This is a genomic window from Micromonospora sp. CA-248089, from assembly GCF_050948515.1.
Lineage (GTDB): Bacteria > Actinomycetota > Actinomycetes > Mycobacteriales > Micromonosporaceae > Micromonospora.
The window spans coordinates 837,931-858,322 of record NZ_CP192016.1; the positions used below are offsets into that span (position 1 = coordinate 837,931).

Consider the following 20,392-nt stretch of genomic DNA (forward strand, 5'->3'; position numbering starts at 1 on the left):
CACCTCCGGTGCGCCGCCACCGGGAGGTGTGCGGTATCCCTCACCCACCAGGCGGTCTGCGCGTCCTACCATCCGGTAATGAGCGATGCGCGGTCAAGCGAGTCGGGTTTCCCGATCCAGGGCGTCTACACGGCGGCAGACCTTCCGGCGGACCTGGACGCCCGGCTGGGTGAGCCGGGCGAGTTCCCGTACACCCGCGGGGTGTACCCGACGATGTACACGTCCCGGCCCTGGACCATGCGACAGTATGCCGGGTTCGGCACCGCGACCGAGAGCAACGCGCGCTACCACCAGCTGCTGCGCGCCGGCACCATGGGCCTGTCGGTCGCCTTCGACCTGCCCACCCAGATGGGGTACGACTCGGACGACCCCATCGCGCACGGCGAAGTGGGCAAGGTCGGCGTGGCCATCGACTCCATCGAGGACATGCGCACGCTGTTCGGCGGCATCCCGCTGGACAAGGTCTCCACGTCGATGACCATCAACGCGCCCGGCTCGGTGCTGTTGCTGCTCTACCAGCTCGTGGCCGAGGAGAACGGCGTGCCGGGGGCGGCGCTCAACGGCACGATCCAGAACGACATCCTCAAGGAGTACATCGCCCGGGGGACGTACATCTTCCCGCCGAAGCCCTCGCTGCGGCTGGTCGCCGACACCTTCGCCTACTGCCGGGCCGAGGTGCCGAAGTGGAACACCATCTCCATCTCCGGCTACCACATGGCCGAGGCCGGCGCGTCGCCCGCGCAGGAGGTCGCGTTCACCCTCGCCAACGGCGTGGAGTACGTCCGCGCGGCGCTCGCCGCCGGGCTGGCCGTCGACGACTTCGCGCCCCGCCTGTCGTTCTTCTTCGTGGCCCGCACCACGCTGCTCGAGGAGGTCGCGAAGTTCCGCGCGGCCCGGCGCATCTGGGCCCGGCTGATGCGCGACGAGTTCGGCGCGAAGAACCCGAAGTCGATGATGCTGCGGTTCCACACCCAGACCGCCGGCGTGCAGCTCACCGCGCAGCAGCCGGAGGTGAACCTGGTCCGGGTGGCGGTGCAGGGCCTCGGCGCCGTGCTCGGCGGCACCCAGTCGCTGCACACGAACAGCTTCGACGAGGCCATCGCGCTGCCCACCGAGAAGGCGGCCCGGCTGGCGCTGCGCACCCAGCAGGTGCTGGCGTACGAGACGGACCTGACCGCCACCGTCGACCCGTTCGCCGGGTCGTACGTGGTGGAGGCGATGACCGCCGAGGTGGAGGCGGCGGCCACCGAGCTGATGGACCGGGTCTTCGACCACGGCTCGGCGGTGGACGCGATCGAGGCCGGTTTCCAGAAGCGGGAGATCGAGCAGTCCGCGTACCGGATCGCCCAGGAGATCGACTCGGGCGAGCGGGTGGTGGTCGGGCTCAACCGGTTCCAGATCGACGAGGAGGAGCCGTACGAGCCGCTGCGGGTCGACCCGGCGATCGAAGCGGCGCAGGGGGAGCGGCTGGCCCGGCTGCGCGCCGAGCGGGACTCGGGCGCGGTCGAGCGGGCCCTGGCGGAGCTGCGTGCCGCCGCCGAGGGGGACGCCAACGTGCTCTACCCGATGAAGGAGGCGCTGCGCGCCCGCGCCACCGTCGGCGAGGTCTGCGGGACGCTGCGCGAGGTGTGGGGGATCTACCGGCCCAGCGACCGGTTCTGAGTCGTCCGGAGGCGGCCCCGCCGTGCACCCTGAGTGCGCGGCGCGGGCCGCTTTCGCGTGTGCGATTCGCCGTTCCGGGTAACCGGATCGGGTGAACGGGACGGACAGCCTGTGCGGTCGGCGGTCGGACGCTCGTGTCACCGTCGGGAGTCTTCCGGCAGCCGACAGTTGTCGTGCAATTGTCGGAGCGGCAGTTAATTGCCGCGACTAATGCGACAATTCGGAACGACGGGTCGTTATTTGTGACCGATGAAACGGTTACGCGTTGTAGGAGGTGGGAGGCGGATGACGGCGTTCGACCGCGATCTACCTGCTGTCCCGCAGATATTCGAGCCCTCCCACCAGGGCATTCGTGACGCTGCGCGGTCCGACCGCTACGCGAAAGATGTTGCGCAGCGTCACCGCCGGAGGTCTAGGCTGTCTGCTGTCCGACCCGAAGATCCATCCACTTCTAGTGATCGAGAATTCGACGTGACGAGTGCGTTGACGCTGCCTTCCGGCGGCCTGCTGGCGTCGTCCCGGTCCGAGACGCCGACCGATTACCAGCCCCTGCCCTTCGAGCTCGACCATCTGCTCGCGCTGCGCGTACCCGGCCTCATCGAAACGCGCCGTCACATCCACTCCCACCCGGAGTTGTCCGGCGAGGAGTTCGAGACGGCCGCCCTGGTGCACCGCGAGCTGTCCCTGGCCGGGCTGAAGCCGCGTCTGCTGCCGAAGGGCAACGGCGTCATCTGCGACATCAACGGGCGCCCGGACGGGCCGGTGATCGCGCTCCGCGCCGACATCGACGCGCTGCCGCTGAGCGACCCGAAGGACGTGTCGTACCGCTCGACAGTCGAGGGCGTCTGCCACGCCTGCGGCCACGACGTGCACACGTCGGTGATGCTCGGCGTCGGCATGCTGCTGGCCCAGCTCGCCGACACCGGCCGGCTCGACGGCCGGGTCCGGCTGATCTTCCAGCCGGCCGAGGAGATCCTGCCCTGCGGCTCGCTCGAGGTCATCGAGGCCGGCGGCCTGGAGGACGTGGTGCAGATCTTCGCGCTGCACTGCGACCCGAACCTGCCGGTGGGCAAGGTCGGCCTGCGGGTCGGCCCGATCACCGCCGCCGCCGACAACGTCACGGTCCGGCTCACCGGGCCGGGCGGGCACACCGCCCGCCCCCACCTGACCGTCGACCTGGTGGACGCGCTCGGCCGGCTGGTGACCGAGGTGCCCACGCTGATCAGCCGCCGGGTGCCGGCCAACAGCGGGCTGCTGCTGGTGTTCGGCCACGCCTCGGCCGGCACCCGTTACAACGTCATCCCGTCCGAGGCGTGCGCGGCCGGCACGCTGCGGGTGATGGACCGCGACACCTGGGACCAGGCCCCCGAGATCGTGGCTCAGGTGGTGCGGGACGTGCTCGCCCCCACCGGCGCCACAGTCGACCTGGAATACCTGCGCGGCCGGCCCCCGGTGACGAACGACGCCGGCGCGATCGGCGTGCTCACCGCGGCCACCGCCGCGGCGCTCGGCCCCGACGGCATCGCCGAGACGCCGCAGAGCATGGGCGGCGAGGACTTCTCCTGGTACCTGGAGCACGTGCCGGGCGCGCTCGCCCGTCTCGGCGTCGGCCGCAGCGGGCCCAACGTGGACCTGCACCGGGCGTCGTTCGACGTGGACGAGCGCGCCATCGAGGTCGGCGTACGCCTCATGGTCCAGACCGCGCTGCGGGCACTGGCGGCGGCGCGCTGACCGGACCGTCGGCGGGCCCGGCCGGGCCCGGCGGCATCGCGCCCGGGCCGGGCGGCGGCGTCCGCCGGGCCCGCACCCGGCGCCGCCACAGGAGCAGCAACCACAGCGGTACGCCGATCACGACCGCGAAGGGCAGCACCGCGCCGAGCACGGTGAGCAGGACCCGGGCCGAGGCCAGGAATGCCGTCCAGCCGCCGCCCAGCCCGGCCAGGAAGCCGAGGTCGGCCTCCTCCTCGGCGGTGCTGGCGTCCTGACCGAGGAACGTCACGGTGATGGTGGAGAGCGCGGTCAGGTCCGCGAGCCGGCGCTTGCGGGCCTCCAGCGCGGCCAGGTCGGCCTGGCGGGTGCCCACCTCGTTCTCCAGCCGCACCAGCTCGTCCACCGACGTGGCCCGGGCGAGCAGCTTGCGGGAACTCTCCACCCGCGCCCGCTGGGTGGCGATCCGGGCGTCCAGGTCGACCACCTGCTCGGTGACGTCCTCGGTGCGGATCTCCCGGCGCTCCTGCCGGCCGAGACCGGCGAGCCGGTCGATCACCGCGGAGAACCGGTCCGCCGGCACGCGCAGCGTCAGCGCCGCCCGCGCCTCGGCGGCCCGGCTCGACCGCCGGTCGGCGCCGACGAATCCGCCGGCCGCCGTCACCGCGGTGATCGCCTCCCGCGCGGCGGCCTCCACATCGTCCACCCGGACCTGCATGGTGCCGGTGTAGATGATGGACCGCTGGTCGACCCGCAGGTCCGCGCCGCCGGTGCCGCCCGGGGCCGCCTGATCGCTGTCCGCGCCGCCCTCGGCGGCCTGCTCGCGCCCCGCGCCTCCGTCGGCGGCCGGCGCGGCCGAGTCGCTGCCACTGTCACCGCCCGCGCTGCACGCGCTCACACCCAGCGCAACTATCAGACCCACAGCCACCAGGGCCACGCCCCGGAGTCGTCGTCCACCCATGCCCCGTACTCCGATCGTCGGCGGCCCCGCCAGCCGGGACCGATACCTCGGACGTGACGCGTGGTCGCGCCGGTTCCGGCAGACTGCGCTCAGGACATCACGATTCGGTATTCGAGGAGTCACGATGCAGGTGACCAAGTACACGCACTCCTGCCTCCGGCTGGAGCACGACGGTGCGGTGCTCGTCGTCGACCCCGGTGTCTTCAGCGATCCGGCGGCGCTGGACGGGGCGGACGCGGTGCTGATCACCCACGAACATCCGGACCATGTGGACGTCGCCACGCTGACCCGGGCGCTGGAACGGCGGCCGGTGCCCGTGCACGGCCCCGCCTCGCTGGCCGGCGTGCTCGGCGACGCCGCCGAGGCGCTGGTGACGGTCGAGCCCGGACAGTCGTTCACCGTCGCCGGGGTGCCGGTGCGGGCGTACGGCGGGCAGCATGCGGTCATCCACCCGGACATCCCGGTGATCCAGAACATCGGCTACCTGTTCGCCGACGTGGTCTACCACCCGGGCGACGCGTTGTTCGTGCCCGACGACGTGCAGGTGGACACGCTGTTCGCCCCGATTCACGCGCCCTGGTCGAAGTTCTCCGAGGTGCTCGACTTCATCCGGGCGGTCGCGCCGCGCCGGGCGTACGCGCTGCACGACGGGCTGCTCAACGACAACGGCTTCGGCGTGCTGGACCGGCAGTACACGGCGATGTCCAACACCGACTACCGCCGTCTGGAGCCGGGCACCCGGATCGACGCCTGAGCATGGCCGAGGTGCCCGCGGAGGTGATCCGGCAGCTCTACGCCACGCCGCCGGACCGGTTCGTCGCGGCCCGGGACGCCGCCATCGCGCAGGCGCGGCAGTCCGGCGACCCGCGTACCGCCCGGGAGATCGGCAGGCTGCGCCGGCCCACGGTGGCGGCCTGGCTGGTCAACCTGCTGGCGATCCGCCGACCCGAGCTGGTCGCCGACCTCACTCAGCTCGCCGAGTCGCTGCGTGCCGCGCAACGCGACCTGCGCGGCGGCAGGCTGCGGGAACTCTCCGCGCAGCGGCGCGCCGTCGTGGGCGCGCTGGTGGCTGAGGTACGCCGGCTCGCCGCCGCCGAACCCGCCGCGCCCCCGGCCGGGAAGCTTCCGCTGGGCGAGGTGGAGGCGACACTCAACGCCGCGCTGTCCGACACCGAGGTGGCCGAACAGGTGCGCGCCGGACGCCTGCTGCGGGCCAGCCACTACGCCGGGTTCGGCGAGGTGCCCCGCCCCCAGCTGCGGCTCGTGACAGGGGGCGAGGAGCCGCCCGTCGTACCGGATCGGGCGGCCGAGCGGGCCGACGCGCGCCGGGCCCGCGACGAGCGGGCGGCGCGGGCCGAACGGGCCGGGCGGCGGCGGACCGCGACCCGGGAGCTGACCCGGGCCCGCGCGGACCTGGACCGGGCGGAGAAGGAGCTGGCGACGGCCGACGCGGCCGAGCGGGACGGCGCCGCGACGCTGGACCGGATCGAGACCGAACTGGCCGAGCTGGAGCGCCGCCGGGCCGTGGCCGAGCAGGAACTGAGCCGGGCCCGGCTGGCCCGCCGGGGCGCGGAACGGGCGGTCACCGCCGCCCGGCGCCGGGCCGGTGAGGTCGAGGCCGTGTTGGAGGCGCTCGACGCCGAAGAGGGGGATGCCGACACCGGTGACCACCCGGCAGACTGAGCGTGATGAATGGCTACGGTGGAGTCACGGCGACGGGCGGCCGATGACCCCGGAACAACTCGCCGCCGCCTGCAAACCGCTGGTGCTGGAACTCGGGGAGGCGTTCGCCCGCTGCCCGTCGACGCTGCGCCGGGCGCGGCTGCTGGGCATCTCCGGCTGGGCCTTCTACATCACCGGGCGGGCCGGTGCGCTCGGTGACGTCCGCGCCGAGACGGTCGCCGCCGCGCTCGGCTTCATCGCACCCGAGGCGGTCACGGACGGCTGGGACGCCGCCGCTCGGACCGTCCCGCCGCTGGAGGTGGCCGCCGCCAACCTGGCCGAGTGCTGCCGGTGGGGCACCGCCCGGCTGGGCGACGGCGCCGAGTCGTCCCGGCTCGCCGCGCTGCTGGGCCGCGCTGTCGACGCGGCGGACGGCAGCGGCATGCCGCTGTTCGCCGCCTGGCGGGCCATGCCGGTACCCGATCCCTCGCCCGGTGCGCGGGCGGCTGTCGGCATGCTGCTGCTGCGCGAGCACTTCGCCGGGGCGTACCTGCTGGCGGTGCGCGCCGCCGGGCTGACGCCGCTGGAGGCGGTGCTGGCCGGTCCGGAGGGCGAGGCGGGCGCCGCGGCGTGCGGCTGGGTGCCCCCGTACCCGCCGGTCGGGCCGCTGGTGCGGCGCCGGCTGTGGGCCGAGGCGGTGACCGACCGGCTGGCGTCGGCGGCGTTCCGCGCGTTGAGCGCGGCCGAGGGCGCCGAGCTGCTGGGTCTGCTCGGCGCCGCGCGGCAGCGCGCCCGCGGCGGATAAATGGGAGGCGATCCGGCCGGTCCGGCTGCCACGATCTGGCCCGTGACGCTCCCCGCCGGCTGGTCGGCCCGCCGCCCGACCCTCGACGACATACCCGCGATCCTGGCGGTGGTGCACGCCTCCGACACGTTCGCCGTGGGCTACCCCGACTTCGACGACGAGGACGTGCGGTCCGCGCTGACCGCGCCGTTCGTCGACCCGGCCCGGGACTCCTGGCTGGTCACCGACCCGGACGGGACGGCGGTGGCGTGGTCGATCCTGGCCAACCCGAGCGGCGTGGGCCGGGAGTGGGTGGATGTCCTCGTCGACCCCGACCGCGGCGCCGACCTGCGCGCGCCGCTGCTGGCGCGGCTGCTGGAACGGGTCGCCGAGCGGGCCGCCGAGCGCGGCCTGCCCGCGCTGACCGCGCGCACCGGGGTGTACGCGCCGGAGACCCGCTGGGCCGGTGAGCTGGCCGAGGCCGGGTTCACCCGGATCAAGCGCTACATCCGGATGAGCCGCACGTTCGCCGACCTGCCCGCCGAGCCGACGCCCCCGCCCGGCGTGACGGTGCGGCCGCTGCGCGCCGACGACGAGAACGACCTGCGGCTGTTCCACCGGATCTACGACACCGCGTTCCGGGACACCCCCGATCACGACCCGCTCGACTTCGAGCGGTGGCGGGACCTGCTGCCGTCGTACGGCAAGGTCTGGGACGAGTGGCTGCTGGCCGAGGTCGACGGCGAGCCGGCCGGTGCGCTCCAGTCCTCCGACCAGGCGCTCGACCAGGACCTGGGGTGGGTGCGGACGCTGTCGGTGCTGCCCGCGTACCGGCGCCGCGGGGTGGGTGCGGCGCTGCTGCGCCGGGCCTTCGCGATCTACGCGGCGAAGGGCCGGACCGGCGCCGGGCTCGGCGTCGACCTGGCCAACCCGACCGCGCCGGTCACGCTCTACCGCTCCGTCGGGCTGGTGGAGGAGCGCTGGACCGACATGTACGAGCGGAGCGTGCCCGCCTCGCGGGTGTGACCCGGCACCCGCCTACCGGGGTCGCCGAGCGGCCGGAACGCTGTCCGGAGCACACTGTTCGGTGTGGGAGACGCGCTACGCGGACGCGGTGCCGGTGGGGCGGGACCGCAGCTCGGTGACGTAGTCGTCCGGCGCGCCCGCCTTCTCCGCGGCGTTCGCGAGCTCCGAGAGGTACCACGCGGTGGGCAGCCCGCCCTCGTACCCGTCGAACACGTAGACCCACGCGGTCACGTCACCGTCGAGCGTCGAGACGCGGACGGTCAGCTTGCGGTACGTCCCGGCGGTCACGCCCTCGATCTCGTCGAGCTGCGCCGCGTCGTACGGGTGGATGTCGTAGAGCGCCACGAACACCCGGTCACCCGGCGACTCGACCACGGTGCTGACCGAGCCCTCCCAGCCGATGACGTCCTCGCCGGCGAAGGTGAGCCGCCAGCCCTCGAGCCAGCCGGTGCCCACCATCGGCGAATGCGGGCAGTAGGCGCGCATGCGGGCGGGATCCAGGTTCGAGCCGTAAGCAGCGTAGAGACCCACGGCGACGACGATAGCCCGGCGGGCGGGTGGGGGAGAATACGACAGTGCGTGTCGGACGGGACGGGGAGAAGAAAGTCACTGTGAGCACTGTGAGCTTCGACGAAGGGATGGCTCCGTGAGCGCGAGGAGTGCAGCGGAGCGGAGCCCCGCAGTCGCGAACGAAGGGATGGCTCGGTGAGCCAGATCGTGATCATCGGCGGCGGACCGGCCGGGTACGAGGCGGCTCTGGTCGCCGCGCAGTTGGACGCCGAGGTCACCGTCGTCGAGGCGGAGGGGGCCGGTGGCGCCTGCGTGCTCTCCGACTGCGTGCCCTCCAAGACGTTCATCGCCAGCTCCGAGGTGGTCACCGGTTACCGGGACACCGAGGAGTTCGGCGTGCACTCCGACGGCCTGGAGGCGGTCACCGTCGACGCCCGCGCGGTGCACGAGCGGGTCAAGCGGCTCGCGCTGGCCCAGTCCGCCGACATCCACACCAAGCTCGTAAAGGCCGGTGTCGAGTTCGTCGCCGGCACCGCCCGGCTGGGCGAGGACACGCTCGGCCACACCCACCGGGTGATCGTCACCCCGGCCGGCGGCGGCGCCGAATACTCCATCGCCGCCTCGACGGTGCTCGTCGCCACCGGCGCGACCCCCCGCCAGTTGCCCACCGCCGTACCGGACGGCGAGCGCATCCTGACCTGGCGCCAGGTGTACGACCTGCCCGAGCTGCCCGAGCACCTGATCGTGGTCGGCTCCGGCGTGACCGGCGCCGAGTTCGCCAGCGCGTACCTCGCCATGGGCGTCAAGGTCACGCTGGTGTCCAGCCGCGACCGGGTCATGCCGCACGAGGACGCCGACGCCGCGTCGGCGATCGAGCGGGTGTTCCGCAACCGGGGCATGAGCATCCTGAACAACTCCCGCGCCGAGGCGGTCCGCCGCGTCGGCGACGGGGTCGAGGTGGTGCTCTCCGACGGGCGCCAGGTCACCGGCTCGCACGCGCTGATCGCTGTCGGCTCGATCCCGAACACCGCCGACCTGGGCCTGGCCGAGTACGGCGTGGAGCTGGCCCGGGGCGGTTACGTGACTGTCGACCGGGTCTCCCGTACCAACGTGCCGGGCATCTACGCGGCGGGTGACTGCACCGGCGTGCTGCCGCTGGCGAGCGTCGCGGCCATGCAGGGCCGCATCGCGATGTGGCACGCGCTGGGCGAGGCGGTCCGGCCGCTACGGCTGCGTACGGTCGCGGCGAACGTCTTCACCGACCCGGAGCTGGCCACCGTCGGCGTCTCCCAGGACGAGGTGGACGCCGGCAAGACCCCGGCCCGCCAGGTGATGCTGCCGCTGTCCGGCAACGCCCGGGCGAAGATGGACGACCTGGCCGACGGCTTCGTCAAGCTGTTCTGCCGGCCGGCGAGCGGCCAGGTGATCGGTGGCGTGGTGGTGGCGCCGAAGGCCAGCGAGCTGATCCTGCCGATCACGATGGCGGTGGAGAACAACCTCACCGTCAACGAGCTGGCCCACACCATCACCATCTACCCGAGCCTGTCCGGCTCCATCACCGAGGCCGCCCGCCAGCTCATGCTCCACGAGCTGGAGTAGCGCGCGCCACCTTCTGCTCGTCGATCATGGAGTTGCGGTCCCCGATCCGACCGGTATGCCCGGTCTGTGCGGGGTCACAACTGCATGATCGACGACTTTGGTCAGGGTGAGGTGCAGGGCCAGGGTGGCCAGGAGGGCCGTCTCGGTCAGGATCAGCGCGCGTTCGATCAGGCCGAGCAGGGCTCGGTCACCCGGGTAGGCGGACCAGATCATCGTGGCCGCGAGCACCACGCTGGCTGCGGTCAGGCCGCGCAGCCAGGCGGCCGCCCCGGCGACCGGGTGCCGGGCGAGCAGCCAGCCGGCCACCGGCAGCGCCAGGAACGACAGCACCGAGGCGTACCGGTGCACGTACGCGGCGGTGTCCATCGGCGTACCCGGCTCGTTGGTGGGCACCACGGCGGCGGCCAGCAACCCGGCCGACCAGGCGGTCAGCAGCACGAGCGGCACCCGGCCCGCGCCCGCCCGGCGCAGCGCCGGCAGCAGCACGAGACTGGCCGCCGCGAGCACCGCCATCGCCGTGTCGATGACGCCGCCCCGATCGGAGACGGCGAAGTCGCTGACGGTCAGCGACCAGGGATCCAGATCGTCGTTCACCTCAAGATGACCGACCGTCGCGAGCACCGCCGCCAGGACGATCCCGCCGAGTGCCAACAGGCCACTTCTCCGCGTTCCAGGCATACGGCCAGCCTGTCGCCGGAACCGCCCCAGACGGATCCGGGACCACCACCCACTTCGCTACCCGGGTCGTCCCCTACCGGACCCCCGAGAACGCGTCAGGCCACGTCGAGGCGGATGTTCCCGATTCGAGCGACCACATCGAGGTGTCCGCCCAGCCCGGTGACGTAGGCGCGCAGGATGTCCAGGTTGACACTCTCGCCGTTCTCGATCTGGCTGATCCGTGCCTGAGACAAGCCGGCCGCTTCCGCCAGCTGGGCCTGGGTCATGCCCAGCTGCTTGCGGATCTCCGCCAGCTGCGCGCCGCTGACCGAAGCCAGCATCTGCTCTCGCAACTGTCCCCGCCTGGCCACACGCTCGCTGTCGTCCCACGAGGGATCGATACTTCGGGCTTTCGCCTTGACGTCGCGCCAGTTCGCCCCACCACTCATGGCTGTTCTTCCTTCAAGTTGATCAGGTGCTCCTGGAACCGCTCGTCCGCCAGCGGAATGGCGAGCCGGTACCAACTCTGCCACTGCCCCGCCTTGTCCCCGGCCACCAGGAAGATGGCTTCACGGGAGGGGTCGAACGCGAAGATCATCCGAACCTCTGAGGCGCCGCTCGAGCCTGGTCGCAGCTCCTTCATGTGGTGATACGCGCTGCCCTTGAGTCGGTCCACCAGTGGCCGGCCCAGTGCGGGACCATGCTCCGCCAGTAGGTCGAGTGCCTCGCTGACGAGGTCAGCGGTGCTCGGTTCACTCGCGCACAGGTCCAGGAACCAACGCTCGACCTCGGGATGAAGCCTGATCTCCCACACCTGGTCAATATAAACAGAACTTATAAGCGCGTGGGTCAACTCCGCGTCAGCTGCCGGTCGAGTCGGCGGTGGCCTCGGCGCGGGTCTGCCGGGTGCTGCTGATCCAGGTCATCGCCCACCCCGCCAGCGCGAACCCGGCCGCGGCCACCCCGCCGATCAGCAGCAGCCGCCACGCCGAGTGGGTCAGCGCCGTACCGCCCAGATGACCGACCAGCGCCCCGTAGCTGGACCAGGCGAGAGCCGCCGCCGCCTCGTAGGGCAGGAAGAGGCGGTACGGGTAGCGGCTGCGCCCGGCCGAGAAGCAGGCCGCCATCCGGCCGCCGGGCACGAAGCGGCAGAGCAGGATCACCAGCGGCCCCGGTTCGCGCAGCCCGCGAGTGACCCGGGTGACGGCCCGACGTGCCCGTCCGGGTGTCGTCGCGCGGGCCGGGCGGCGGGTCGGCGTGGTGCGGCCGATCAGATAGCAGGCCAGATCCCCGATGAACACGCCGGCGGCGCCGACCGCGATGGTGAGCGGCAGGCTGAGTCCGCCGTACACGGTCAGCGCCCCGCTGGTGATCATGACGAGCTGGGTCGGCACCACCGGGACGAAGGCGTCGGCGATCAGCAGGATCAGCAGCAGCGCGTACGCCCACATGGGCGACGCGACGTCAGAGATGAGTTCGGCCACGACCGCCACCTCGCCGGAGTTCTCCGTTCGACCGGATCGAGCCTGACGCCGTGTCGGGCGTCACCACCACCGGCCCCGCCTGGCGGTGACAGGCGACACCGACGGGCCGCAGGTGTGCAACGAGCCGACCCGGCCGGAGGTGACGGGTGGGCGGGGCCCCGGGGCGGGGCGGCGGATCGACGGATCGCGGCGTACCGTTGACGGGACGCGGCACCGGAGCCGTCGGGTCCCCCGTTCCCGATGCCCTGGCCGCGGCGGGTCGCCGACAGGTCCCGTGTCGGCGACCCGCACCCTCTCTCCGAAACTCGGATGCGCCGTCGATATCCGCGCGCCTACCGTCGTGGCATGCGCAGCGCGGTAGTGACCACGACGCCGGGTGTTCCCGGCGTGCCGCACTGACGTTTCCGTCGACGAGGCCCCGGGGCGATCCGCTCCGGGGCCTCGCGGCGTACCGGGCCTGCTCGCCTCCGGGTCGTACCCGATCAAGGAGAGCGACATGATCGACCACCGTAGGCTCGGCCGGGACCTGGAGCTGTTCGTCTCCGACCCGCTCGCGGGCGCCGGGCTGCCGATCTGGCTGCCGGCCGGCGCCGCCGCCCGGCACGCCGTCGAGGAGTACGTCCGGGAGCTGGAGCGCCGGGCCGGTTACCAGCACGTCTACTCGCCGCCGCTGGGCAAGCGGGAACTGTTCGAGCTGTCCGGGCACCTGGGCTACTTCGCCGACGACATGTTCCCGCCGATGCGGCTGAGTGCCGACGACGAGTTCGTGCTGCGCCCGGCGCTCTGCCCGCACCACGCGCTGGTGTTCCGCGCCCGCGGCCGCTCCTACCGGGAGCTGCCGCTGCGGGTCGCCGAGTTGGGCGGCATGTACCGGGCGGAGCGTTCCGGGGTGCTGGGCGGGCTGTCCCGGGTGCGCGCCATCTCGCTCAACGACGCGCACAACTTCTGCGCGCTGGGGCAGGTCGGCGACGAGGTCCGCGAGATCCTGCGGCTGATCGGCGAGGCGCACGCCGCGCTCGGCGTCCGTCCCGCCGGGTTCCGCTTGTCGCTGCGCGGGCAGGACCAGCGGTACGTGGGCGACGACGCCGGCTGGGCACGCGCCGAGGAACTGCTCCGCGCCGCGCTCGACGGGGTGGACGTCGTCGAGGCGCCCGGCGAGGCCGCGTTCTACGGCCCGAAGATCGACATTCAGATCGTGGACGCGGCCGGCCGGGAGTCGACCATCTCCACCGTCCAGCTCGACTTCGACAAGCCGGAGCGGTTCGACCTGTCGTACACCGACTCGGACGGCCGCCGGAAACGGCCGGTGATGGTGCACCGAAGCCTCGTCGGCAGCATGGAGCGGCTGTTCGCGTACCTGATCGAGGTGCACGAGGGCGCGTTCCCCGTCTGGTACGCCCCGGTGCAGTTGCTGCTGCTCCCGGTCGACGCGGCGCAGGCCGAGGCGGCCGTCGGGCTGGCCCGCCGGGCCGAGGCGGCCGGGCTGCGCGTCGAGGTGGACCACGCCGGTTCGCTGGGTGCCCGGATCCGGGACGCGTCCCGCCGCCGCGTCCCGTACACCGGGGTTCTGGGCCCCCGGGAGGCGGCCGACGGTTCGGTCTCGCTGCGCCTGCGCGACGGCCGGGTGCTCGACCCGATGCCCGCCGCGCAGGCGCTGGGCCTGGTCTGCGCGGTGGTCGCGAGCCGGTCGGCGGCGCTGCTCCCGGCCTGACTCCGGCCCGTCCGGGTGCCTGCCCGGCGCCCGGACGGGGACCGGCGCCGGGCCGGTGGCCGGGTCCACGTCAGTTCCCGACCGGCGTGCCGGCGCCGGCACGCATTCCCGGCGGGCCGGCCGGGGCGGGTGCCGGCACCTCGTCTTCGATGACCGCGCCGCTGAACTGCGCCCGGTAGAGCCGGGCGTACGCGCCACCGGCGGCGACGAGCTGGTCGTGGGTGCCCTGCTCGACGATCCGGCCCTGCTCCATCATCAGGATCAGGTCGGCGTCGCGGATGGTGGAGAGCCGGTGCGCGATCACGAAGCTCGTCCGGTCCGACCGCAACGCCGCCATGGCGCGTTGGAGCAGCACCTCGGTCCGGGTGTCCACCGAGCTGGTCGCCTCGTCCAGGATCAGCAGCGACGGCTCGGCCAGGAACGCCCGGGCGATGGTGATGAGCTGCTTCTCGCCGGCGCTGACGTTGCTGCCCTCCTCGTCGATCACCGTGTCGTAGCCGTCCGGCAGGCTGCGGACGAACCGGTCCACGAACGTCGCCCGGGCGGCGGCGAGGATCTCCTCCTCGGTGGCGTCCGGCCGGCCGTAGGCGATGTTGTCCCGGATGGTCCCGCCGAACAGCCAGGTGTCCTGGAGCACCATGCCGATCCGGCCGCGCAGGTCGTCGCGGCGCATCGTGGAGATGTCCACCCCGTCCAGCGTGATCCGCCCGCCGTCCAGCTCGTAGAACCGCATGACCAGGTTGACCAGCGTGGTCTTGCCGGCGCCGGTGGGACCGACGATGGCGACCGTGTGACCCGGCTCGGCGACCAGCGACAGGTCGTCGATGAGCGGCTTCTCCGGGTCGTACCGGAAGGAGACGTGCTCGAACTCGACGCGCCCGTGCGGGTCGGCGACCCGGGCCGGCTCGGCCGGGTCCGGGCTCTGCTCGTCGGCGTCGAGCACCGCGAAGACCCGCTCGGCCGAGGCCACCCCGGACTGCAACAGGTTGGCCATCGACGCGACCTGGGTGAGCGGCTGGGTGAACTGCCGCGAGTACTGGATGAACGCCTGCACGTCACCGAGGCTCATCGAGCCCGACGCCACCCGCAGGCCGCCGACCACGGCGATCGCGACGTAGCTGAGGTTCCCGATGAAGAACATCGCCGGCATGATCAGCCCGGAGACGAACTGCGCGCCGAAGCCGGCCCGGAACAGCTCCTCGTTCTTGGCGTGGAAGGCGGCCTCGACCTCCTTCTGCCGGCCGAAGACCTTGACCAGCTCGTGCCCGGTGTACGCCTCCTCGATCTGGCCGTTCAGCTCGCCGGTGTGCTTCCACTGGGCGATGAACTTGCCCTGCGACCGCTTGGCGATCAGGCTGGTGACCACCACCGACATCGGCACCGCGACGAGCGCGACGACCGCCAGCAACGGCGAGATCCAGAACATCATTCCGAGTACGCCGACGACGGTGAGCAGCGACGTGAGCAACTGGCTCAGCGTCTGCTGGAGCGTCTGCGACACGTTGTCGATGTCGTTCGTGACCCGGCTCAGCAGCTCACCGCGGGGCTGCTTGTCGAAGTAGGGCAGCGGCAGCCGGTTGAGCTTGTCCTCCACGTCGGCGCGCAGCGTCAGCACGGTGCGCTGCACCACGCCGTTGAGCACCCAGCCCTGCGCCCACTGGAGCATGCTCGCGCCGACGTAGAGCACGACGGCGAACGCCAGCACCCGGCCCAGCGCGTCGAAGTCGATGCCGGTGCCCGGGATCACGTCCATCCGGGCCAGCATGTCGGCGAAGTTGCCGTTGCCCTCGGCGCGGGCCGCCTCCGCGGCCGCCTCGGTGGTGGTGCCGGGCGGCAGCTGCCGCCCGATCACCCCGCTGAAGATGATGTCGGTGGCGTGGCCGAGCACCTTCGGCCCGATGACGCTGAGCCCGACGCTGGCCAGGGCCAGCGCGAGCACGCCGGTGAGCTGGAGCCGGTACGGCCGCAGCCGCGCCAGCAGCCGCCGTGCCGACGGCCCGAAGTTCATCGCCTTCTCGGCCGGCATGCCCATGCTCATGTGCGGCGGGCCACCGCCGGGCCGGCGTCCGGCCGGGGGTAGTCGCGACGGTTCGTTCTTCTGCTGCGGTACCGACCCGCTCCTCGCGCTCACGCGGCCACCTCCGCCGTCTGCTGCGACGCGACGATCTCGGCGTACGTGGGGCAGCTCTCCAGCAGTTCCTCATGTCGTCCCATCCCGACGACACCCCCGTCCTCGAGCACGATGATCTGGTCGGCGTCGACGATCGTGGAGACCCGCTGGGCCACGATCACCACCGCCGCGTCCGCGGTGACCGGCTTGAGGGCGGCCCGCAGCCGGGCGTCCGTGCCGAGGTCGAGCGCGGAGAAGGAGTCGTCGAAGAGATAGATCTCCGGTTTGCGGACGAGCGCGCGGGCGATGGCCAGGCGTTGCCGCTGGCCGCCGGAGACGTTCGTGCCGCCCTGCGCGATCGGCGCCTCCAGTCCGCCCGGCATCTCCGCGACGAAGTCGCGTGCCTGGGCGATCTCCAGCGCGGCCCACAGGTCGGCGTCGGTGGCGTCCGGGTTGCCGTAACGCAGGTTGCTCGCGACCGTGCCGGTGAACAGGTAGGGCCGCTGGGGCACCAGCCCGATCCGCCGCCACAGCTCGTCCGGGGCCAGGTCCCGTACGTCCACGCCGTCGACCAGGACCGCGCCGGCGGTCGGGTCGACCAGCCGGGGGATGAGCGTCAGCAGCGTGGTCTTGCCGGCGCCGGTGGAACCGATGATCGCCGTGGTCCGGCCCGGCTCGGCCCGGAACGAGATGTCGTGCAGGACCGGTGCGCTCGCGCCCGGGTACTGGAAGCCGGCGCCGCGTAGTTCCAGTTCGCCCCGGCCGGTGACCTCGGTGACCGGGTCGGGCGACGGCACCACCGACGAGTCGGTGTCCAGCACCTCCTCGATGCGCTCGGCGCAGACCGCGGCCCGGGGCACCATCATCAGCATGAAGGTGGCCATCATGACCGCCATCAGGATCTGCATCAGGTACTGGAGGAACGCGGTGAGCGCGCCGACCTGGATCTGACCGGAGTCGACCCGTGCCGCGCCGAACCAGAGCACCGCGACGCTGGAGACGTTCAGGACCAGCATCACGATCGGGAAGATCAGCGCCTGGAGCCGTCCGATCCGCAGCGCGGTGGTGGTCAGGTCGGTGTTCGCGACCCGGAACCGGTCGGTCTCGTACGGCTCACGGACGAACGCCCGGACCACGCGGATGCCGGTGATCTGCTCGCGCAGCACCCGGTTGACGGTGTCGATACGGGTCTGCATGAGCCGGAAGCCCGGCACCATCCGGCGGATGATCAGGCCCAGCGCGACGGCGAGCACCGGTACGCAGACCAGCATCAGCCAGGACAGCCCGACGTCCTCGCGCAGCGCCATCACCACGCCGCCGACGCTCATGATCGGTGCGGCCACCAGCATGGTGCAGCTCAGCAGCACCAGCATCTGCACCTGCTGGACGTCGTTGGTGTTACGGGTGATCAGGGACGGCGCCCCGAACCGGGCGACCTCGCGGGCGGAGAAGCTGTTGACCCGCCGGAAGATCGAGCCGCGGACGTCGCGGCCGAACGCCATCGCGGTCTTCGCGCCGAAGTAGACGGCGGCGATCGAACAGGCGATCTGGAGCAGGCTGACCACCAGCATCCACCCGCCCGTACGCAGGATCTGGTCGGTGTCGCCGACGGCGACGCCCCGGTCGATGATGTCGGCGTTCAGGCTCGGCAGGTAGAGCGAGGCGATGGTGCCGACGAACTGGAAGGCCACCACGGCGGCCAGCCATCGTCGGTACGGGCGCAGATGTGAGCGGAGCAGGCGGATCAACACGGATGGCTCCCCGTTGGCGGCTCGGTGTCGGACTCGCTGTCCCGGTTCAACCGACGGAGGTCCCCGTCGGACATGCCGGTGATGATTTCGATCAGGAACTCGCGGATCACCGCCCGGTTGGCCGGGTCGGCGTCGACCGACGTCAACGGCCGGTCGCTGTGGATCATGTCGATGATGGCGCGGGCGTGCTCGCCGCCCTTGTCGGTCAGGGTGAGCCGGACCGTGCGCCGGTCCTCCGGCGCGCGACGGCGGCTGACGAAGCCGTCGCGTTCGAGGGTGTCCACGATGCCGGTGAGCGTGGCGGGCCGGACGAAGCACAGCTCCGCCATTTCCCGGTGGCTCACGTCGCCGGCTCGGAGGAGGATCATCAGGACCCGCATGCCGGCGGACGTGAGCCCGTGGTGTTCGGCGAGGTAACGCCCCCAGTGCTGCTCGACGACGTGCCCGGCGATCGAGATCAGCCGGCCGAGTGGCGCGTGGTGCAAGGCATCGGGGAAGCGGACGAGCGGGCCCATGTTCACGAGCGTCAGATTAGCTCCCGAATCATCAGGGCCCAAACTAATTCTGAGAATCTCCTCAGCCGCGGTCGGCGCGCGCCCGGGACGGCTCGTCCGGGGCGGTGGCGACGTACTCCCGCATCACCTCGGTGACCTCGCGCAGGAACGCGGTGGTGGCCTCGGCCTGCTCGGGCGTGAGCCGGGCGACCGCCCGGTCGACGCCGACGAGCATCGGGCGCAGCGCCTCCAGCACCTCGCCGACGGCGCTCTCGGTCACCTGGAGGCTGAGCCGCCGCCGGTCGTGCGGGTGCGGGGTCCGGGCGACGTGACCGGCCTGCACGAGCCGGTCCACGAGAGTGGTCGCCGAGGCGGACCGGATGCCGAGCCGGTTGCCCAGCTCCACCGGGCCCAGCGGCTCGGGGCTGGAGACCAGATGGTCGATGGCCGCGGCGTCGGTCGCGTTGAGGCCCAGGCGGCGGGCCAGCGCGGCCCGGGTGTCACCGGCGATCCGCAGTACGTCGCGCAGCGCGCGGGAAGCCTCGCTGCTCGGTGGTGGACCCGGCGTGGGCTCTGCGGTTGACGGCACCCCCTCCATGGGATAAAGCTAGCATCTCGGGTAGCTAGAAAATCTAGCTAAAGGGAGGCGAGATGCGCGGCGACGGACGCGGACGCTGGTTCGGGCTGCTGGCCCTCAGCCTCGGCGTAGCGATGATCATCGTGGACGCGACGATCGTGAACGTCGCGGTGCCGCAGATCATCCGGGATCTCGACATCACCTCCACCGACGCGCAGTGGGTGCAGGAGGCGTACACCCTGGTCTTCGCCGCGTTGCTGCTGGTCGCCGGCCGCTTCGCCGACCGGTCCGGGCGGCGGCGGATGTTTCTCGTCGGCGTCACCGTGTTCGTGGTCGCCAGCGTCCTCGCCGCGCTCGCCGGCTCCGGCGAGACGCTCATCGCCGCCCGGGTGCTCCAGGGCGTCGGCGGGGCGATGATGCTGCCCACCTCGCTCTCCCTGCTCAACGCCAACTTCACCGGCCGGGAGAAGGGCATCGCGTTCGCCGTCTGGGGCTCCACCATCGGTGGCGCAGCAGCGCTCGGGCCGCTGCTCGGCGGCTGGCTCACCACCACGTACTCCTGGCGGTGGGCCTTCGGCATCAACGTCCCGGTCAGCCTCGCCGTGATCGTGGCGACGCTCGTGCTGGTGGCCGAGTCCCGCGACGACCGGGCCGAACGCGGCCTGGACCTCACCGGCGCGCTGCTCTCCGTGATCGGCATGACCGGCGTGGTCTTCGCGCTGATCGAGGGCCGCACCTACGGCTGGTGGGAGCGGGAACGGCCGTTCAGCCTCTTCGGGCTGGACTGGACCGCGTCGATCTCACCGGTGCCGGTGGCCGCGCTCCTCGGGCTCGCCGCGCTCGGGCTCTTCCTGACCCAGCAGGTACGCCGCAACCGGGCCGGCCGTCCGGCACTGCTCGACCTGTCGCTGTTCGGCATCGGCTCGTTCCGCAACGGCATCCTGGCCGCCGCGATCGTCAGCCTGGGCGAGTTCGGCCTGCTGTTCGCGCTGCCGCTGTGGTTCCAGAACGTGCTCGGCTACAGCGCCTTCCGGACCGGCCTGGCGCTGCTGCCGCTCGCCGTCGGCAGCTTCCTGGCCAGCGGCATCGGCGCGCCGCTGACCCAGCGCTGGGGCGCGGCCCGGGTGGTCCAGCTCGGTGTCGCCGCCGAACTGGTCGGCGTGGCCGGGCTCGGATTCGTGGTCGCGCCGGACACCAGCTGGTGGGCGCCGGTGGGCTTCCTGTTCGTCTACGGCGTCGGCGTCGGCCTGGCCACCGCCCAGCTCACCGGCGTCTCGCTGTCCGAGGTGCCGGTACGCCGCAGCGGCCAGGGCTCGGGCCTGCAGAGCACCGCCCGGCAGGTCGGCTCCGCGCTCGGCATCGCGGTCCTCGGCACCGTGCTCTTCGCCGGCCTCGGCGGGCTGCTCGGCGACCGCCTGGCCGACCAGCCCGGCCTCGACCCGGCCCAGCGGGACCAGGTGGTCAGCGCGGTCAAGGAGAGCGCCGGCGCGGCGATCGGCGGGCTGGAGGCGGACCCGCGTACCGCGCCGATCGCCGAGGAGGCGAAGGCGGCGTTCTCCGACGCCACCCGGTACGCGGCCTTCGCCGGAGCCGGATTCCTGCTGGTCGGCCTGGTCGCCTGCCTGCGCCTGCCGACCGTTCGTCACGAGGAGACCGGGGACTCCCCGCCCGCCGAGACGGAGCCGGCCCGGGCCTGA

The 20,392-nt window shown here is 72.5% G+C and carries 19 protein-coding genes; 9 read left to right on the plus strand and 10 right to left on the minus strand.

The features are described from left to right. The first annotated feature begins 78 nt into the window (after window positions 1-78). Together ACQP26_RS04205 and ACQP26_RS04210 are read left to right on the plus strand one after the other, a co-directional pair. Complete coding sequence (locus tag ACQP26_RS04205; RefSeq protein WP_174534108.1) at window positions 79-1,662, plus strand: acyl-CoA mutase large subunit family protein; 1,584 nt, start codon at window positions 79-81, stop codon at window positions 1,660-1,662. 471 nt (window positions 1,663-2,133) lie between these two features. Next, a complete protein-coding gene (locus ACQP26_RS04210) occupies window positions 2,134-3,393 on the plus strand; it encodes an amidohydrolase (RefSeq protein WP_269702258.1) in 1,260 nt (419 codons plus the stop codon). Here ACQP26_RS04210 and ACQP26_RS04215 read toward each other — a convergent pair. Beyond that, the gene (locus ACQP26_RS04215; protein WP_433494994.1) at window positions 3,350-4,330 is read right to left on the minus strand and encodes a DUF4349 domain-containing protein; all 981 of its coding nucleotides are present in this window, start codon (window positions 4,328-4,330) and stop codon (window positions 3,350-3,352) included. The genes ACQP26_RS04210 and ACQP26_RS04215 overlap by 44 nt on opposite strands. A 124-nt stretch (window positions 4,331-4,454) precedes the next feature. Between ACQP26_RS04215 and ACQP26_RS04220 the strand changes: the two genes are divergently transcribed. The 4 genes from ACQP26_RS04220 to ACQP26_RS04235 are packed head-to-tail and all read left to right on the plus strand — an operon-like array spanning window position 4,455 to window position 7,802. After that, on the plus strand, window positions 4,455-5,084 hold the full coding sequence (locus tag ACQP26_RS04220; protein WP_433494995.1) for an MBL fold metallo-hydrolase: 630 nt from the start codon (window positions 4,455-4,457) through the stop codon (window positions 5,082-5,084). 2 nt (window positions 5,085-5,086) lie between these two features. Continuing rightward, window positions 5,087-6,013 carry a hypothetical protein gene (locus ACQP26_RS04225; protein ID WP_433494996.1) on the plus strand — a complete coding sequence of 309 codons (927 nt, stop codon included), beginning with the start codon at window positions 5,087-5,089 and terminating at the stop codon, window positions 6,011-6,013. Between the two features lie 43 nt (window positions 6,014-6,056). Continuing rightward, a complete protein-coding gene (locus ACQP26_RS04230) occupies window positions 6,057-6,797 on the plus strand; it encodes an SCO6745 family protein (protein ID WP_194798620.1) in 741 nt (246 codons plus the stop codon). Between the two features lie 42 nt (window positions 6,798-6,839). Beyond that, a complete protein-coding gene (locus ACQP26_RS04235) occupies window positions 6,840-7,802 on the plus strand; it encodes a GNAT family N-acetyltransferase (protein ID WP_433494997.1) in 963 nt (320 codons plus the stop codon). A gap of 75 nt (window positions 7,803-7,877) precedes the next feature. Here ACQP26_RS04235 and ACQP26_RS04240 read toward each other — a convergent pair whose 3' ends face one another. Next, complete coding sequence (locus ACQP26_RS04240; protein ID WP_254188068.1) at window positions 7,878-8,288, minus strand: gamma-glutamylcyclotransferase; 411 nt, start codon at window positions 8,286-8,288, stop codon at window positions 7,878-7,880. Between the two features lie 219 nt (window positions 8,289-8,507). Here ACQP26_RS04240 and ACQP26_RS04245 point away from each other — a divergent pair, with 219 nt between their 5' ends. Then, window positions 8,508-9,911, plus strand: coding sequence for an NAD(P)H-quinone dehydrogenase (locus ACQP26_RS04245; protein WP_269702251.1), 1,404 nt, complete (start codon window positions 8,508-8,510; stop codon window positions 9,909-9,911). A gap of 24 nt (window positions 9,912-9,935) precedes the next feature. Here ACQP26_RS04245 and ACQP26_RS04250 read toward each other — a convergent pair whose 3' ends face one another. The 4 genes from ACQP26_RS04250 to ACQP26_RS04265 form a co-directional block, all read right to left on the minus strand. Further along, on the minus strand, window positions 9,936-10,589 hold the full coding sequence (locus tag ACQP26_RS04250; RefSeq protein WP_433494998.1) for a DUF998 domain-containing protein: 654 nt from the start codon (window positions 10,587-10,589) through the stop codon (window positions 9,936-9,938). Window positions 10,590-10,684: 95 nt separating this feature from the next. Continuing rightward, the gene (locus tag ACQP26_RS04255) at window positions 10,685-11,017 is read right to left on the minus strand and encodes a helix-turn-helix domain-containing protein (RefSeq protein ID WP_269702248.1); all 333 of its coding nucleotides are present in this window, start codon (window positions 11,015-11,017) and stop codon (window positions 10,685-10,687) included. Then, window positions 11,014-11,382, minus strand: a complete 369-nt coding sequence (locus tag ACQP26_RS04260) for a type II toxin-antitoxin system RelE/ParE family toxin (protein ID WP_120571659.1) — start codon at window positions 11,380-11,382, stop codon at window positions 11,014-11,016. Before ACQP26_RS04260 ends, ACQP26_RS04255 begins: the two co-directional genes overlap by 4 nt. A gap of 46 nt (window positions 11,383-11,428) precedes the next feature. Next, window positions 11,429-12,052 (minus strand): DedA family protein, encoded by a 624-nt coding sequence (locus ACQP26_RS04265; RefSeq protein WP_269702246.1) that lies wholly within the window; start codon window positions 12,050-12,052, stop codon window positions 11,429-11,431. A gap of 496 nt (window positions 12,053-12,548) precedes the next feature. Here ACQP26_RS04265 and thrS point away from each other — a divergent pair, with 496 nt between their 5' ends. Beyond that, window positions 12,549-13,763, plus strand: coding sequence for a threonine--tRNA ligase (gene thrS / locus ACQP26_RS04270; protein ID WP_433494999.1), 1,215 nt, complete (start codon window positions 12,549-12,551; stop codon window positions 13,761-13,763). 70 nt (window positions 13,764-13,833) lie between these two features. On the opposite strand, the gene ACQP26_RS04275 is transcribed toward thrS, so the two are convergent. The 4 genes from ACQP26_RS04275 to ACQP26_RS04290 all read right to left on the minus strand — a co-directional run bounded on the left by ACQP26_RS04275 (window position 13,834) and on the right by ACQP26_RS04290 (window position 18,716). Continuing rightward, a complete protein-coding gene (locus ACQP26_RS04275; RefSeq protein ID WP_433496083.1) occupies window positions 13,834-15,789 on the minus strand; it encodes an ABC transporter ATP-binding protein in 1,956 nt (651 codons plus the stop codon). 101 nt (window positions 15,790-15,890) lie between these two features. After that, entirely contained in the window at window positions 15,891-17,624 is a 1,734-nt protein-coding gene (locus ACQP26_RS04280; RefSeq protein WP_433495000.1) for an ABC transporter ATP-binding protein, read from the minus strand. After that, on the minus strand, window positions 17,618-18,139 hold the full coding sequence (locus ACQP26_RS04285) for a MarR family winged helix-turn-helix transcriptional regulator (RefSeq protein WP_269702240.1): 522 nt from the start codon (window positions 18,137-18,139) through the stop codon (window positions 17,618-17,620). The genes ACQP26_RS04280 and ACQP26_RS04285 overlap by 7 nt, the downstream gene beginning before the upstream one ends. A 61-nt stretch (window positions 18,140-18,200) precedes the next feature. Continuing rightward, on the minus strand, window positions 18,201-18,716 hold the full coding sequence (locus tag ACQP26_RS04290; protein WP_281579031.1) for a MarR family winged helix-turn-helix transcriptional regulator: 516 nt from the start codon (window positions 18,714-18,716) through the stop codon (window positions 18,201-18,203). 53 nt (window positions 18,717-18,769) lie between these two features. On the opposite strand from ACQP26_RS04290, the gene ACQP26_RS04295 reads away from it, so the two are divergent. Then, complete coding sequence (locus ACQP26_RS04295; protein WP_433495001.1) at window positions 18,770-20,392, plus strand: MFS transporter; 1,623 nt, start codon at window positions 18,770-18,772, stop codon at window positions 20,390-20,392.